Genomic DNA, 14926 nt, shown 5'->3' with positions numbered 1-14926 from the left:
CAAGATATTGCAGATGCAAGAGCGGACTGCCGCTTTGGCAAAATTTGGTGAATCTGACGGGCGGCGGCGCTTCCGCCGGCCCGCGGCGCCCGTCCGCGCCGCGGACACCCATTCCCCCGGACGCGCGCCGCCGACGGATGCCTGTCACATTCTCTTATGCGCCTGACGCGCGATGACGTCAAGCTGCTGCTCACGGGTCAGATCGATGAATTTGACCGCGTAGCCGCTGACCCGGATCGTGAAGTTCGCGTACTCCGGCTTCTCCGGATGCTCCATCGCGTCCTTCAGCTTCTCGATGCCGAAGACATTGACGTTAAGATGGTGCGCGCCCTGATCGAAATAGCCGTCCAGCACGCTGACGAGATTTTCCTTTCTCTCGTCCTCACTGTGTCCGAGCGCGTCCGGATGGATCGTCTGCGTGTTGGAGATGCCGTCCAGCGCCCATGTGTACGGAAGCTTCGCCACGCTGTTGAGGGAGGCGAGCAGTCCGTTCTGCTCCGCTCCGTACGCCGGATTCGCACCCGGTGAAAACGGCGTATAGGCCGCTCTGCCGTCCGGAAGCGCACCGGTGGCCTTCCCGTAGACCACGTTGGAGGTGATCGTCAGAATGGACGTCGTCGGCTCGGAATTCCGGTAGGTATGGTGCTTACGGATCTTCTTCATGAAGGTCTTCAGAAGCCAGACGGCGATGGCGTCGGCGCGTTCGTCGTCATTGCCGTACCGCGGGAACGTGCCTTCCACCTGATAATCCGTGACCATCCCGTTCTCCGCCCGGACCGTCTTCACCTTCGCGTATCGGATCGCGGAGAGCGAGTCGACGACATGGCTGAAGCCGGCGATGCCGGTGGCGAAGGTTCTCCTGACGTCGGTGTCGATCAGAGCCATCTCCGCAGCCTCGTAATAGTATTTGTCGTGCATGTACTGAATCAGGTTCAGCGTATTGACGTAGAGGCCGGCCAGCCAGTCCATCATCCGGTCGTACTTCTCCACAACCTCGCCGTAGTCGAGGTATTCGGACGTGATCGGCGCGTACTCCGGCCCCACCTGCATGGGCGAGCCGTCCTTGTCGGTGAATTTTTCATCCTTTCCGCCGTTGATCGCGTACAGGAGGCATTTCGCGAGATTGGCTCTCGCCCCGAAGAACTGCATCTCCTTTCCGGTCTGCGTCGCGCTGACGCAGCAGCAGATGCTGTAGTCGTCGCCCCAGACGGGTTTCATCACATCGTCGTTCTCGTACTGGATCGAGGAGGTACGGATCGAGATCGCCGCCGCGTAGGCCTTGAAGGCCTTCGGAAGGCGGGAGCTGTAGAGCACCGTGAGGTTCGGTTCCGGCGACGGACCCATATTCTCCAGCGTATGGAGGAACCGGAAGTCATTCTTTGTGACCATCGGGCGGCCGTCGAGGCCGGTGCCGGCCACCTCCAGCGTCGCCCAGACCGGGTCGCCGGAAAACAGCTGGTTGTAGCTCGGAATCCGGGCAAACTTCACCATCCGGAACTTCATCGTCAGATGGTCGATCAGCTCCTGCGCCTCCCGCTCCGTGAGCGTACCCTCCCGGAGATCCCGTTCGATGTAGATGTCGAGGAAGGTGGAGATCCGGCCGACGGACATCGCGGCGCCGTTCTGCGTCTTGATCGCTGCCAGATAGCCGAAGTACAGCCACTGAACTGCCTCCCGGGCGCTGCGGGCCGGACCGGAGATATCGAAGCCGTACGCCGCCGCCATCTGCTTCATGCCCTTGAGTGCGCGGATCTGGTCGGTGATCTCCTCCCTCTGGCGGATGATGTCATCGGTCATCGTACCGTCGCCGCAGTTCGCGAAATCCTCCTGCTTCCACGCGATCAACGCATCGATGCCGTACAGCGCGACTCTTCTGTAGTCCCCGACGATCCGGCCGCGTCCGTAGGTGTCGGGCAGCCCTGTGATGATATGGGAATGTCTCGCCTTCCGCATCTCCGGCGTATAGGCGTCGAACACCGCCTGATTATGGGTCTTGTGGTATTCCGTGAAGATTTTGTGGAATTTGTCGTTGACGTGATAGCCGTAGTTTTCAGCCGCTTCCTCGGCCATCTTGATGCCGCCGTAGGGCATGAAGGCCCGCTTCAGCGGCTGATCCGTCTGAAGACCCACGATCTTCTCCTGATCCTTCCGCGCGGGATCGATATAGCCCGGCCCGTAGGCGGTCAGTCCGGAAACCACTTCCGTCTCGCAGGACAGCACGCCGCCCTTCCGGCGCTCTTCCTTCTGCAGCTCCTGCACCCGGTTCCAGAGCGCTTCGGTCGCCTCCGTCGGCCCCTCAAGAAAGCTCTCGTCTCCGTCATAGGGCGTATAGTTATCCTGAATGAAGGCTCTCACGTCGATCTCATCGGTCCATCTGTTTCCCCGAAAGTTTCGCCATGCCTCTCTCATCTTTTCCTTCCTTTCTCTCTTTTCGTCATTCGATCCGGAACATGCATCCGGAAGCCGCTGCGGACTGGCTCTTTGAGCATCTGTCTGAGCATTCCGCCGCATGGCGGGCTTTTTGTGCACCGGCCTGCTCATCCCGCCGTGAGGCAGTCTTTTGTGCGCCGGGCCGGCCGTCTCACGCCGTCCGGCCCGCCTCCGGCTGCCCGGCGAATTCCCCGGCGCCGAGGATCGCCTCTGCCTGCCTCACCTGTTCCTCCGTCGGAGGCCGGACCCCGGCCAGCGGATACGGAACGCCGAGCTTCTCCCACTTGTAGGCGCCCATCGTGTGATAGGGGAGAACCTCCACCCGCTCCACATTGTGAAGGGTATCGAGGAACCTTCTCTCCTCCTTCAGATCCTCCGGATCGTCCGTCCACCCGGGCACGAGCACCTGACGGATCCAGACCGGCTTCCCGATCGAATCGAGATACCGGATCATGTCCAGAATATTGCCGTTCGGTACGCCGGTCAGCCGTACATGCTTCAGCGGCCGGATCTGCTTGATGTCCACAAGCAGCAGGTCGGTGTACCGCATCAGTTCCCGGAACTTTCCGAACCACGGCTCCTCTTTCGTAAACGGCTGCCCCGCCGTATCGATCGCCGTGTGGATTCCTGCCGCCTTCGCCTTCCGGAAGAGCTCCAGCAGGAAATCAATCTGAAGAAGCGGTTCGCCGCCCGAAACTGTGATGCCTCCCCGGCTGCCCCAGTAGCTCCTGTACCGGAGCGCCTGCGCCATCACCTCATCCGCTGTCCGGCAGTCGTCGGACCGGCCGTCCCATGTATCCGCGTTATGACAGAACCGGCACCGCATCGCACAGCCCTTCAGAAAAACCACGAACCGGATCCCCGGCCCGTCCACCGACCCGAACGTCTCAATCGAATGAATCCTGCCTCTGGTCATCTTCCTTCCTTTCTTCCTGCGGGCCGGCGGATCCCGTACGGTCTTTTGCCGCCCGGCGCCGTCAGAAGCCCCGCCGCTGCCCTGCACCGTCTCCGGAAAGTTTTGCCGTCCGATACAGCGGGACCCCGCTGCCGCCCTGTCTGCCTGGCTCCTGTCATACACAAATCGCCCGCCCCGGATTCGGGACAGGCGATTCATCCTCCGCTCTTCTCAGGACACCTTGAAGATACCAGAAGTCCGTCTTCAGTTCTTTGATCAGGATCAAATATCAGATGTTTTTTCCGTCGGACAAAACGTGCCCCTCCTCCTCCCCTGCGTACGCCCGGAGCCGCTCTCTGTCCAGCACCTTAAGCCGCCCTCTTCCCACGCGCGCCACCAGTTCTTCCCGTTCCATCCGAACGAGATTCCGGCTCACCGTCTCGATCCGGAGGTTGACGGAAGACGCGATGTCATCGAGCTTCAGATGGATCTCGTCGCCGAGACAGCGATGATCCCGCCAGAGAAGAAACTCCGCGATCCGTTTCTGCGGTTCCCGGATCGACAGCAGCAGGATTTTCTCCTCTGCCTCCTCCAGCTCGGTGCTCAGCATCTCGATGAGATTCATGGACACCTGCGGATTCCTCCTGAAAACGCCGGTCAGCTCCTCTCTCGGAATCTCGCATAGCGTCACGTCCGTCAGACAGACAACATCATAGCGGTATTGCGGATTCTTCAGAAAAATGCCATGCCAGACCGCCTGGCCGTCGTGCAGTACATCCAGAATATGCTCCTCGCCGGAAGCCTCGATGCGGCGGGTCTTGACCTTGCCGCTCCGTATGATCAGTACCGACCGGATTTCATCCCCCTCGGAAACCAGCGTGCTTCCCTTCGGATGCTCCGAATGAGCCGCCTCACGGATCAGCTGCTTCTGGATCTCCGGCGAGAAATCTCTGAACAGCCGGATTCTGGAAATGCACCAGGTATCCTTCCCGTAAAACGCGCAGTCGCATCGCTTCTGCAACGCCGCTTCCTCCTTTCTGCCGCCTCTGCAACGAAAAAAGCTCTCATGCAGCCTGCATGAGAGCTTTCGTAGCCGGTAAGGGAATCGAACCCTTGATTCCGCCGTGAGAGGGCGGCGTCTTAGCCGCTTGACCAACCGGCCACGAAGACTATACCATGCCGGATGGGGTTTTGGCAACAGGGAATTTTATAATCTTCCGTTTCTGGTGATGATGATCTGCTGGCCGTCCACCCGGATCCCTCCGCACTGCGCGTCGTCTTCAGTCGTCCCGCCGGCTGCTGTTCGCCAGAATCACCAGACGCAGAAGCTGGAGGAGCGAGGACGCGAGCCCGGCGACATAGGTCATCGCCGCGGCGATCAGCACGCTGCGGGCCATTCCGCGCTCCCGCTCTTCGACCAGTCCGGTACGCTTCAGCATCTGAAGGCCGCGGCGGGACGCGTCGATCTCCACCGGAAGCGTCACCAGCTGGAACAGCACCGCGATCGAGAAAAGCAGGATGCCAGCCGTCAGAAGCGGCTGCATGCTGAAGATCAGCCCGATCAGAAACAGCGGCCAGCCGAGGTTCTGGCCGATATTGACCGCCGGAACCAGAGCGGAGCGGATCCGCAGCGGCAGATAGCCGATGTGGTCCTGAATCGCGTGGCCGCACTCGTGGGCCGCGACGCCGATCCCGGTGATCGAAGCGCTGTCAAAGCTCTCGTCCGCGAGATTCACGACCTTGGTCCGCGGATCATAATGATCCGACAGACGGCCCGAAATATGTCCCACCTGAACGTTATAGACGCCTGCTGACTGAAGAATCGTCCGCGCGGCCTCACGGCCCGTGACGCCGCTTGACGCGGGCACCTTCGCGTACTTTCCCGCGATGGACTGCATGACGCCCGATGCGATCAGGCAGACCACCGTCCCGAGAATCAGCAGAATCCATGTCCAGTCGAAATAAATTCCCCCGTAGCCGTACCCGCCGTAATACATAGGCATGACCTCCCTTCGTCACTGTATCGTCCGCTCCCGCCCGGCGCGAGCGGGCTGCACAGCATTCGCCTCGCCGTGTGTATTGTCTCTTCCGCCGGCATGAGCCGTCCTTTCACTCCGTCATCCGCTCCCGCACCCGGTCGAGAAAGAACCGGAGAACGGTCCTCCCGTCCACAAGATCCGGCTCTTCCTCACTCGGGAAGCACCTCTCCGGATGCCACTGCACTGTCCAGACCGGTTTGGTCCGGTGATGCGCAGCCTCGATCAGATGGTCCCCGACGCTGTAGAGGTCGGCGGTCATCCCTTCGCCGAGCCGGTCGACAGCCTGATGGTGCGAACTGTTGATGCGAAACCGGTCGCCGTACAGTGGCCGCAGATAGGAATCTGGTCCGCTCACCGCCGCTTCGTGACGCTTGTCCGGGCCCGTCAGCACGTCCCGTGCATGCACCCGGGCCGTTCCCACGTCCTGAATCAGCGTCCCTCCGAAATAGACGTTTACCAGCTGATGCCCCCGGCAGATCCCGAACACCGGCTTTCCCGCCCGGACCGCCGCGTCCAGATAGGCGCTCTGCAGGTCGTCCAGCGCGTCACTGACCATCATGCAGGCCCGGTTCTCGCATCCGTAGCAGGCCGGATCAATATCGCCTCCTCCCGGAAGCAGCAGGCCGTCAAACGAACCGGCGTCCAGCCCTTCCGCGTCGGTCCGCACCAGCGGCTCCGCTCCCAAAGCCCGCATCGCGTCAATATAGTGATCAATATTGCAAGGCAGAACCGGAATCACAATCCGAATCGCTCGCATTTTTCCCCCTCTTTTCCAGTAACATGCATCCGCCGGCGGCCGCTGATCCGGCTGTCCGCCGCGGTACTGTTTTCTCTCAGCCCGCGTCTGCCGCGGACTGCATCCCCTTTCCGCCGGATTTCCGGCGTTTTTCCTTCTCAGTGTCCCTGAAGGGATTCCAGAAACTCCTTCGCCCGGTCCGTCCGCGGATGGGCAAAAAACGCCTCGGGCTCCTGCTCCTCGAGAATCGCGCCGTCCGCCATAAAAACGATCCGGTCGGCCACCCGCCGCGCAAAGTTCATCTCATGGGTGACGACCACCATCGTCATCCCGTCCTTCGCGAGCCGGATCATCACGTCCAGCACTTCATTGATCATCTCCGGATCCAGTGCAGATGTCGGCTCATCAAACAGCATCGCCTTCGGGTGCATCGCCAGCGAGCGGGCGATCGCGGCACGCTGCTGCTGGCCTCCGGAAAGCTGCGCCGGGACTTTCCCGGCCTGTGAGTCGACGCCGACCTCCTTCAGGAGCTTCATCGCTTCCTTCTCCGCCTCTTCCTTCGGGACATGCAGCACATCCATCGGGGCGAGCGTGACATTTTCCAGAATCGTCTTATGCGCGAACAGATTGAAGCTCTGGAAGACCATCCCGATCCGGGAACGGACCTGAGCCAGCGCGCGTCCCTCCTCCGGAAGCGGCTGGCCGTCGATCCGGATCTCGCCGCTGTCAATGCTTTCCAGACGGTTGATCGTCCGGCAGAGCGTGGATTTTCCGGATCCGGAGGGTCCGACGATCACGACCACCTCGCCGCGATCCACGCTGAGATTCACATCCTTCAGCACATGCAGCGAACCGTAGTGCTTTTCCACATGCCGAAGATCGATCAGGGGCGTACCCTTCTCCGTTTCATTCGCCATCTGTTCCTCCTTACCGGGTCAGGACCGGCTTCGTTCCCGTTTTCGCCGCGGCGAAAACCGACAGCCTGTTCAGTGCGTAGTTAATCAGAATATAGATCACCGCGATCGTCAGATAGACCGACAGCAGCGCGTCGTAGTTGGAGATCAGCACCTTCGCGTCCTGCATCAGATCCGGGAAATTCACCACATACGCAAAGGTGGTATCCTTGACGACGATCACGAGCTCCGAGATCAGAGACGGTACGATGTATCGCATCGCCTGAGGAAGGATGATCCGGAAGAACGCATGGCTCTCCTGCATCCCGAGCGACAAAGCGGCCTCCCGCTGCCCCTTCGGCACGGCGTTGACGCCCGAGCGGAGCACCTCCGCCACCACGCCCGACGCGGAGATCGCGACCGGCAGCGCGATCTTCCAGAAGGACGGAAGCGTGATGCCGATCTGCGGCGCCGCCAGAAAGAAGAAATAGATGAAAAGCAGCGTCGGTACGCCGCGGGTGAATTCGATCAGCGCCGCGCTGACGGCCCGGAGCCAGCCCGACCGGCTGATCCGCCCCAGCATAAAGAGCAGCCCCAGCCCGAAGGCCAGCGCGCCGGAAGCCGCCGCCACCGCCAGCGTCCCCAGAAGTCCGCTCCCGAGGAAGCGCCATGTCGTGATTTTTGTAAAAAATGACCAGTACCGCGTGTCCAGCTGGCCGTTCTCCGCGAACAGGCGGATGCATTTCCATATAAGAAATGCAATCGCCGCCAGCGAAAGGACGGTGGCAGCCCGTACCCGGCGCCGTGCCTTCGGCCCCGGCGTCTCGTAGAGAGCGTCCCGTACGCTTCGATTGTCTGCGCTCATAGGCTGAGTCTTCCTTTCTGCGGCGACTTTCCGCCTTGTCCCGCGGTTCGTCCTCCCGGCGCTCCGCGGCCTGTTTCCCTGCGTCTTTCCGCCGAAACGCTCCGGTGACGGCCGCCTGTCCGGATCTATCTCCATGAAACGGCGTCAGGCCGGCGTTCACCGGATGATCCGCACGCGCCGGTCGATCGCGCTTCCGATCTGGCCGATCACGACCGCCGTCGCGCAGTACAGCAGGGCCGATATGAGGAATGCGGTCACGCCGCCCACCGCGTGCGTATTGATGTAGGAGACGAGTCCTGTCAGCTCCTGCGGGTTCAGCGGAACCTGAGAACCGAGCGAGGTCGTCAGCATCGTCGCGATCAGCAGATTCGTCATCGGGAGCACCGAGGAGCGCACCGCCTGCGGAATTACGATGCGCCGCATCATCTTCCCGAAGGTCATGCCCAGCGAACGGGCCGCCTCGATCTGGCCGATGCCGATCGTGTTGATGCCGCTCATCAGATACTCCGAGCAGAAGGCGGACGGAATCAGCGTCGTCGCGATCACCACGCAGTTTCCATACGGCAGCACCGCGCCGAGATACGGCAGCGCGTAGACCAGCACCATCAGCAGCGCCGCGCCGGGAATGTTCCGGAAAACCTGCACATAGAAATCGCCCAGCATCCGCAGAGGCCGGACCGGACAGGTCCGCATCACGGTCACTGCCACGCCGATCAGGAGCGCGAAGGCGAAGGAGACGGCCGTCAGCTTCCATGTCGTCAGCATCGCCACAAGATATTTGTTTCCAAACTGAGCCAGCAGTTCTCCGATCGTCATACAGTCCTCTTTTCCGGGTATGTCGCCGTGTTGCGTCGATTATATCACAAATGCCATGGATCGGCTCCATGGCATTTGTCTATGCTTGTTCTCCTGGCTTCGCTCCACTTATATACCTGAACCGTCTTTTCCGGAATGATCGTCCGGCCCTGCTTATTCGGCGATGGCCGGCGGATTCGGCACGTTCGTGATACCCGTGCGGTCCCCGATGGAGATTTTCCAGAGCTTCGCCCATGTCCCGTCGTCCTCGATTTTCTTGAGGAAGGCATTGACGAAGGCGACACCGTCGGAGTCCTTCGGAAGGCCGATGCCGTAGTTGTCCTCCGGACCGAACACGTCGCCCGCGGCCGCGAAGGTGTCGGAATCCTTGACCAGCGCGTTCAGAATCAGCGTGTAATCTGTGACATACGCATCCACACGGCCCTGGGAAAGCGCAGTGCGGGCCTCGGTATCATTCGCGAACTCCTGAACCGTCGCCTCCGGCGCGTACTGCGCAAGAATATCCGGTCCTGTCGAGCCGGACTGGGTCGCAACCGTCTTGCCCGCGAGATCATCGACGCTCTTGATGTCGGTGTTGTCCTTCTTTACGAGAATCGCCTGCTGGGAGGTATAGTACGGGCCGGCGAAGCTGATGACTTTCTTCCGCTCGTCTGTAATCGAGTAGGTGGCAAACACCGCATCTACCTGACCGCTGGTCAGAACGGACTCGCGTGTGCTGGAATCCACCTGCGTCAGCTCATAGCTGGCTTCCGACCCCGTGATGTAACGGGCGAGCAGCTCGTAAAGTCCGGCGTCGAAGCCGCGGACGCTGTTGTCCGTCTCGTCCAGCTGGCTGAAAAGCTGGGATGTGCGGGTGCCGCCGACCCTGAGCTTGCCGGCCTTCTTCACCGCGCTCGCCCAGCTGCTGGCTTCGATATCCTTGTCGTCCGCCACCGGACCGGCGGCGATCAGCGCGTCATAGGCCGATGCATCGATGGCCGTGCCGGCCACTTCCGTCGGTTCCGCCGCGGAAGCTGCGGAGGAAGCGCCCGACGCCGAAGCGAAGGCCGGCGCCGCGAATGTGCCAACGGCGAGAGCCGAGGCAAGAGCCAGTGTCAAAGTCTTCTTCAGAAGGGTATTCTTCATAGGAAACTCCTTTCTCTTTGTCGCTTTTGTGATATGATGGGATCATACGCCGATATTCCTATATTGTCAATATGAAATAGAGGGTTTCTCGCAGAAACAGGGCGGCCGGTCCGCGATCCACCGATCGCGTCCGGCCGCCCTGCCTGCTCCCCGCCTTGCGGCAGAGGGTTTCGTTCTGCTGCCGTGCCTCACAGCCTCCCGGTCATACCGGCCGGGACATGTCCCGTTCCGTCACCGGCGCGGCCTGCTCTTATCCACGGCGTTTTTTTCTGCCTGCGGCGCCCGCTCCGGCCGCTGCCGCCAGTGCGGCCAGCACCAGGATCAGATACAGCTCCGGCTTCGACGCGTCCCCGGTCATCTCATCCGTCACCGTGACATCCGTCAGCGTCTCATTGCCGTTGTTGAGCACCCGGACCGTATACTTCAGCGTCTCGCCCAGCTTCACCTCGCCTTCCTTATCGGAGGTCTTCTCCAGATACAGCCCCGGATTCGGGGATTCCGTCGGCTCGTCCGCCTTTCCGGGATCCGGCACCACCGGATCGCCGTCTCCGGCCTTCGCGCTTCCGGTCGCCACATTGCTCACATGGCCTTTCCGGATATCCTCCTCGGTCACGGTCCAGCTCGTCTCAAAGCTCCGACTCTCACCGGCCGCCAGAGAATCAGCCGTCCAGCTCTCGCCGGTCAGAGCGTCCTCGATCTTCACCTCTTCCAGAGCCGTCGTGCCTTCGTTCTTCGCCGTGATGTCGTAGCGGATCGTCTCGCCCAGCGCGTAGCTGCTTCCGTTTGCCGGACGGCTCGTGACCTTCTTGGCCAGCGTCAGATGAGCGAACGAATCCACCTTATCCTCCGCCCCGAATTCCTTTCCGGAGCCGTCGAAGTGAGCGGTTACATGGTTCGTATAGCTTCCGTTCGCGACGTCCTCCGCCGTCACGACATGCACCGCCTCCGCCGTCACGGCAGCACCCGGCTGCACGTCTTTGAAGACCGATTCGCCCTTGATCACAACGCCGTCCTGCTCGATCAGGCGGATCGTCCGGGCGCTGTCATAGATGTTGGTCACCTGAATCCGGAACACGATCTCCTCGCCCGGCTGGTACGCCTTGCCGTCATGGGTCTTTGTTACCACCAGCCTCGGATCCACGCCATCGTCCGTTATCCTCAGCATTCCCAGAACATAACTCACCGTATAGTTGCCCTGGCTTGCTTTTCCGGTTGGTGTGATCGCATACGTGCCGACGACTTCGCCTTTTTCTCGGCTCAGTGTATATGCGACAGTATCGTCATTCAGTGTTCCGGTTACAGCTGCAGTCAGCTCCGGATCAGCGGTTCCATAGGTCTTGCTCTTGTTGTCCGCTGTGACGGTCACTGCCTTCGGCGTTACCTTCAGCGTGACAGTTGCCTCTGCCGTTTCATAGTTTGCATTCTCGGCTTTGACGTTGACTGTCTGCTCGCCAACATCCTTGATGCTCGGAGCTTCCGTCGTCCACTCGCCGTCATCCCCTACCTTGTAGGAAATCGTTGTGCCTTCCGTGATGCTTGCACTTGCGGATGCGGCGTGTGTATTTCCATCGTATTCGCCTTCGTATCCGGTTGCAGACAGTGTCATCTCTCCGGACTTGCTGATCGTCAGGGTTCCCGGAACATAACTCACCTTGAATTATTCACCGCAAGGCGGTGATTGCGACTAAAAGTCGCATGGTTACTATGGTTACACAGCTTTCCTGCTTTCACTTGAAAAGTGAATAGAAAAAGGACCCTATTCTTGGTAAAATCAAGGTGTCGAATCAATCAATTACCAAGAGAAAGAGGTCCTCTATGACAATTCTAAACACCATTTCACTTGAAAGCAATAAGCAAATCAAAATAAATTTTGACGGCGGCGACCTTTCCTCTGACGGCGGATTGCTTCTGATCAAAGAATTCGCCTCAAAGATCGGCCTGACAAAGCTTGTAAAACAGCTTTTTAAGACCAACGATCATACGAACTGCCGCATTCACACGGACCCTGATAACCTGATGCAGATGGTCTATCAGATCATAGCTGCTTATTTCGAAGATGATTGTGCCGATGAACTGACAAACGATCCAGTACTGACCGCAATCCTTGATAAAGATATACTTGCTTCACAGCCTACACTGTCCCGTTTCTGGAACCGCATGGATGAAGATACGCTCGCTCAGTTGGCGATGATCCAGTCAAAAATGAGAGATGTTGTTTATTCCAGTAAAATGCCAGAGTTTATGCTGTTTGATCTGGACTCCACCCTACTGAACACATATGGCGGCCAGGAAGGTGAAGGCTTCAACTTTCATTATCAAGCCCACGGCTATCACCCGCTGCTTTGCTGCGATGGGCTGACCGGAGATCTGCTGAAATCGGAGCTGCGTGATGGTACACAGTATTGCAGCAAGGATGCCGATCAGTTCATGATTCCACTGATGCAGGAGTACAGGATAAAATATCCATCATTGCCCTTGTATCTGCGTGGTGACAGCGGTTTTGCCTCGCCGGAACTGTATAAAGCCTGTGAAGAAAACGACTGCAAGTATGCGATCCGCCTGAAACAGAACTCGACATTAATCAAGTATGCATCCGATGCGGATGAAGACCTTTACCGGGCTACTCGTGAAAACCAGGTTGATTACGCTGTGGAATACGGCGAGTTTGAATATCAGGCCGGCAGTTGGCCTCATCCGAGAAGGGTTGTCTTTAAGATTGAGAAACCCTATAACCAGATGGTCCATCTGTATACCTTTATCGTCACAACGATGGAAACAGCTCCATATCAGGTCATTAAGTTTTACTGTGGCCGGGGCAAGATGGAGAACTTCATCAAAGAAGGAAAATCTGGGTTCGATTTCTCTTCTGTGAGCAGTCGTTCCAAGGTGGTCAATGCAAACCGCCTGCAAGTACATGCTCTTGCCTATAACCTGTTCAATTGGTTTCGACGACTGGTATTACCCGCAGGCATGAGAAAGCAGCGGATCAATACCGTTCGTTTGAAGTTGCTGAAGATCGCCGCGAAAGCGGTTCATTCAGCAAGATATATCATATTCAAGCTGTGCAGCAGCTGCCCTTACAAGAAAGAGTTTAATGAAACGCTCTTAAATATCAGGCAGCTACAACCACTGCTGGAATAAGCAGTAATTCGTGAACCTTGACAATCTCAAACGCAACCACTCATAAACAAGGGGATAATTTGCCCTTTTTGTGGATAACTCTCTGCTTTTGCGAATGAGATGCCATCATCAAACAATTATCTGACGAGATTTCCAGTTGGAATCTAACGTCATGAATAATTCAGGTTTGATTATATAATCCGGCTACATTCTCATCAATATGTAATTGTCATCGCGTCAATTATCACTTGTGCTTTGTCTTTTTTAACTTAATTTGAACTTATATTTTGGCTATGCTTCTTGCAGTTATTTATTTCTGAATATTTTGTCTATCAAGACATCTGAGCCTGTCCGCGGCACCGGTGCGTCTTCATGGAGGCGCCGGATCAAACTGGTTTTTCATGATCCTCCTTCACGTCGCCAATTCAGAGACTTCTCACAGCGTAAACTTTGTTACAAGTCATTTTTATCATAAACATTTTTCTGCTGACAGAACGGATATTCAGAATGATCCGAAAAAACCGGCACTTGACAAAACATCCCGGATATGATCTCAGTCAGACAGCGTTGTCCCCTGTGCTCAAAATAAAGCGGCGGCAGGAAGCGGGCATGACCATGAGGTCCGCTTCCTGCCGCCGTTTATAAAACCCGTACGGCTGTCATATATATGTTTAAATGAGAGAATGGGGCGGATCCGGCGCCGTCAGTGCCAGACCAGCCAGATGTACGCATACCCCGCGGTCACCGCGGTCAGCGTGAAGGGCACGCCGATCCGCATGAAATCCCGGAAACTGACCTCCCAGCCATGCTTCTTCAGAAGTCCCACGGACGCGATATTGGCTGACGCGCCGATCGGCGTCAGATTGCCGCCCAGCGTCGCACCGCAGAGAAGCCCGAAGAAGAAGACATAAGGCTCGACGCCCAGAGACGAGGCCGCCAGGGATACCACCGGAAGCATCGTCGCGACATAGGGAATGTTGTCCACGAACGCCGAGATCGCCACCGATCCCCAGACGATGATCGAATAGAGCAGGAAGAGATTTCCGCTGCCCACCTTCACGATCAGATTCGCAAAATCCCGGATGATACCCGCTTCCGTAACGCCTCCGATCACGAGAAAAAGGCCGGCCAGAAGCAGCAGCGTCTGCACGTCGATCGCGCGAACCGCCTGCTTCGCGTTGGTCTTCCGGCGCGTCCGGCGGTAATTGTCCGCCATCGTGATCAGCGCGACAAGCACGCAGATGACGCCGTTGGTCACCTCCGGCTTATTCCGGATGAAGGAGGCGCAGATCAGCGCGCCGATCATCACCAGCAGCATCACGCCCGGCACATGATCCTCCACGGCTGTCTTCTCATCCATCGACACCGGCTGCTTCTGATCCCGGAAAAGGATCATCATGATCGGGATCGTCGCCAGCGCGCCGAACTCCACCGCGAAGAAAATCCCGGGTCTTCCGTTCATCCAGAAGAAATCCATGAAGCTCATATGCGCGTAGGAGCCCAGCATGATGGATGTGGTATCGCCCACCAGCGTCGCCGCGCCCTGAAGATTGGACGAAACGGCAATCGAGAGGATCATCGGCACCGGCGAAATCTTCAGCTTCCGGCAGACCGCGATGCCGACCGGCGCCACCATCAGCACGGTCGCCACATTGTCGATAAAGGCCGAGATGACGCCGGCGAACAGCGACATGAAGATCGTGACCCACATCACATTCTTCGATTTGTCCAGCAGGATGTCCGCGATCCGGTTCGGCATCTTCGACTGGATGAAATATTCCACCGTGACCATCGTGCCGGCCATCATCAGCAGCACGTTCCAGTCGATCGCGCCCGGTACCGCCGCAGCCGGAAGCACGCCGGAGAGAATATAGACGGCAGCGACAGTGAGCACCACCGGGACACGGTACTTCTGAAACGCGATCATCACGACATACATCGCAAAGAAAAGGACCAGAGCAAACAGTTTCATCCACTCACCTCATAAGGAACATGCAGCCGCCGGCG

Annotated in this window: 12 protein-coding genes and 1 tRNA gene; 1 reads left to right on the top strand and 12 read right to left on the bottom strand. The window is 58.4% G+C overall.

From position 1 onward, the window contains the following. Window positions 1-144: 144 nt before the first annotated feature. From pflB to G4C92_RS07835, 11 genes are all read right to left on the bottom strand, one after another. Window positions 145-2409 (bottom strand): formate C-acetyltransferase, encoded by a 2265-nt coding sequence (gene pflB, locus G4C92_RS07885; RefSeq protein ID WP_274939321.1) that lies wholly within the window; start codon window positions 2407-2409, stop codon window positions 145-147. Between the two features lie 172 nt (window positions 2410-2581). Continuing rightward, complete coding sequence (pflA, locus tag G4C92_RS07880) at window positions 2582-3346, bottom strand: pyruvate formate-lyase-activating protein (protein WP_274939320.1); 765 nt, start codon at window positions 3344-3346, stop codon at window positions 2582-2584. Window positions 3347-3614: 268 nt separating this feature from the next. After that, window positions 3615-4346 carry a Crp/Fnr family transcriptional regulator gene (locus G4C92_RS07875; RefSeq protein WP_274939319.1) on the bottom strand — a complete coding sequence of 244 codons (732 nt, stop codon included), beginning with the start codon at window positions 4344-4346 and terminating at the stop codon, window positions 3615-3617. 69 nt (window positions 4347-4415) lie between these two features. Continuing rightward, window positions 4416-4487 (bottom strand) — tRNA-Glu (locus tag G4C92_RS07870). A 118-nt stretch (window positions 4488-4605) separates the two neighbouring features. Beyond that, window positions 4606-5328, bottom strand: coding sequence for a zinc metallopeptidase (locus G4C92_RS07865; protein ID WP_330654668.1), 723 nt, complete (start codon window positions 5326-5328; stop codon window positions 4606-4608). Window positions 5329-5434: 106 nt separating this feature from the next. Continuing rightward, window positions 5435-6121: a gamma-glutamyl-gamma-aminobutyrate hydrolase family protein gene (locus G4C92_RS07860; RefSeq protein ID WP_274939318.1), complete on the bottom strand. Its 687-nt coding sequence runs from the start codon at window positions 6119-6121 to the stop codon at window positions 5435-5437. A gap of 137 nt (window positions 6122-6258) precedes the next feature. Further along, window positions 6259-7017, bottom strand: a complete 759-nt coding sequence (locus tag G4C92_RS07855) for an amino acid ABC transporter ATP-binding protein (RefSeq protein ID WP_274939317.1) — start codon at window positions 7015-7017, stop codon at window positions 6259-6261. Window positions 7018-7027: 10 nt separating this feature from the next. Then, window positions 7028-7858 (bottom strand): amino acid ABC transporter permease, encoded by an 831-nt coding sequence (locus tag G4C92_RS07850; protein ID WP_274939316.1) that lies wholly within the window; start codon window positions 7856-7858, stop codon window positions 7028-7030. A gap of 156 nt (window positions 7859-8014) precedes the next feature. Further along, window positions 8015-8674, bottom strand: a complete 660-nt coding sequence (locus G4C92_RS07845) for an amino acid ABC transporter permease (protein WP_274939315.1) — start codon at window positions 8672-8674, stop codon at window positions 8015-8017. Window positions 8675-8827: 153 nt separating this feature from the next. Then, complete coding sequence (locus G4C92_RS07840; RefSeq protein WP_274939314.1) at window positions 8828-9799, bottom strand: glutamate ABC transporter substrate-binding protein; 972 nt, start codon at window positions 9797-9799, stop codon at window positions 8828-8830. A 250-nt stretch (window positions 9800-10049) separates the two neighbouring features. Beyond that, window positions 10050-11450 (bottom strand): DUF7507 domain-containing protein, encoded by a 1401-nt coding sequence (locus G4C92_RS07835; protein WP_274939313.1) that lies wholly within the window; start codon window positions 11448-11450, stop codon window positions 10050-10052. A gap of 164 nt (window positions 11451-11614) precedes the next feature. Here G4C92_RS07835 and G4C92_RS07830 point away from each other — a divergent pair, with 164 nt between their 5' ends. Further along, the gene (locus G4C92_RS07830) at window positions 11615-12940 is read left to right on the top strand and encodes an IS1380 family transposase (protein ID WP_274939312.1); all 1326 of its coding nucleotides are present in this window, start codon (window positions 11615-11617) and stop codon (window positions 12938-12940) included. A gap of 682 nt (window positions 12941-13622) precedes the next feature. On the opposite strand, the gene G4C92_RS07825 is transcribed toward G4C92_RS07830, so the two are convergent. Continuing rightward, on the bottom strand, window positions 13623-14891 hold the full coding sequence (locus tag G4C92_RS07825) for an ArsB/NhaD family transporter (protein WP_274939311.1): 1269 nt from the start codon (window positions 14889-14891) through the stop codon (window positions 13623-13625). Window positions 14892-14926 lie beyond the last annotated feature (35 nt).

It is taken from the genome of Chordicoccus furentiruminis (assembly GCF_019355395.1).
GTDB classification, from domain to species: domain Bacteria; phylum Bacillota; class Clostridia; order Lachnospirales; family Lachnospiraceae; genus Chordicoccus; species Chordicoccus furentiruminis.
Note: the sequence above shows the minus strand (reverse complement) of the source record. Positions and strands in the feature narration are given on the sequence as shown.

Excerpts from the sequence above, each read along its gene's own strand:
- G4C92_RS07865 (WP_330654668.1), bottom strand. The coding sequence starts at position 5,328 with ATGCCTATGTATTACGGCGGGTACGGCTACGGGGGAATTTATTTCGAC.
- G4C92_RS07830 (WP_274939312.1), top strand. The coding sequence starts at position 11,615 with ATGACAATTCTAAACACCATTTCACTTGAAAGCAATAAGCAAATCAAA.
- G4C92_RS07850 (WP_274939316.1), bottom strand. The coding sequence starts at position 7,858 with ATGAGCGCAGACAATCGAAGCGTACGGGACGCTCTCTACGAGACGCCG.
- G4C92_RS07845 (WP_274939315.1), bottom strand. The coding sequence starts at position 8,674 with ATGACGATCGGAGAACTGCTGGCTCAGTTTGGAAACAAATATCTTGTG.
- G4C92_RS07825 (WP_274939311.1), bottom strand. The coding sequence starts at position 14,891 with ATGAAACTGTTTGCTCTGGTCCTTTTCTTTGCGATGTATGTCGTGATG.
- G4C92_RS07855 (WP_274939317.1), bottom strand. The coding sequence starts at position 7,017 with ATGGCGAATGAAACGGAGAAGGGTACGCCCCTGATCGATCTTCGGCAT.
- pflB (WP_274939321.1), bottom strand. The coding sequence starts at position 2,409 with ATGAGAGAGGCATGGCGAAACTTTCGGGGAAACAGATGGACCGATGAG.
- pflA (WP_274939320.1), bottom strand. The coding sequence starts at position 3,346 with ATGACCAGAGGCAGGATTCATTCGATTGAGACGTTCGGGTCGGTGGAC.
- G4C92_RS07840 (WP_274939314.1), bottom strand. The coding sequence starts at position 9,799 with ATGAAGAATACCCTTCTGAAGAAGACTTTGACACTGGCTCTTGCCTCG.
- G4C92_RS07860 (WP_274939318.1), bottom strand. The coding sequence starts at position 6,121 with ATGCGAGCGATTCGGATTGTGATTCCGGTTCTGCCTTGCAATATTGAT.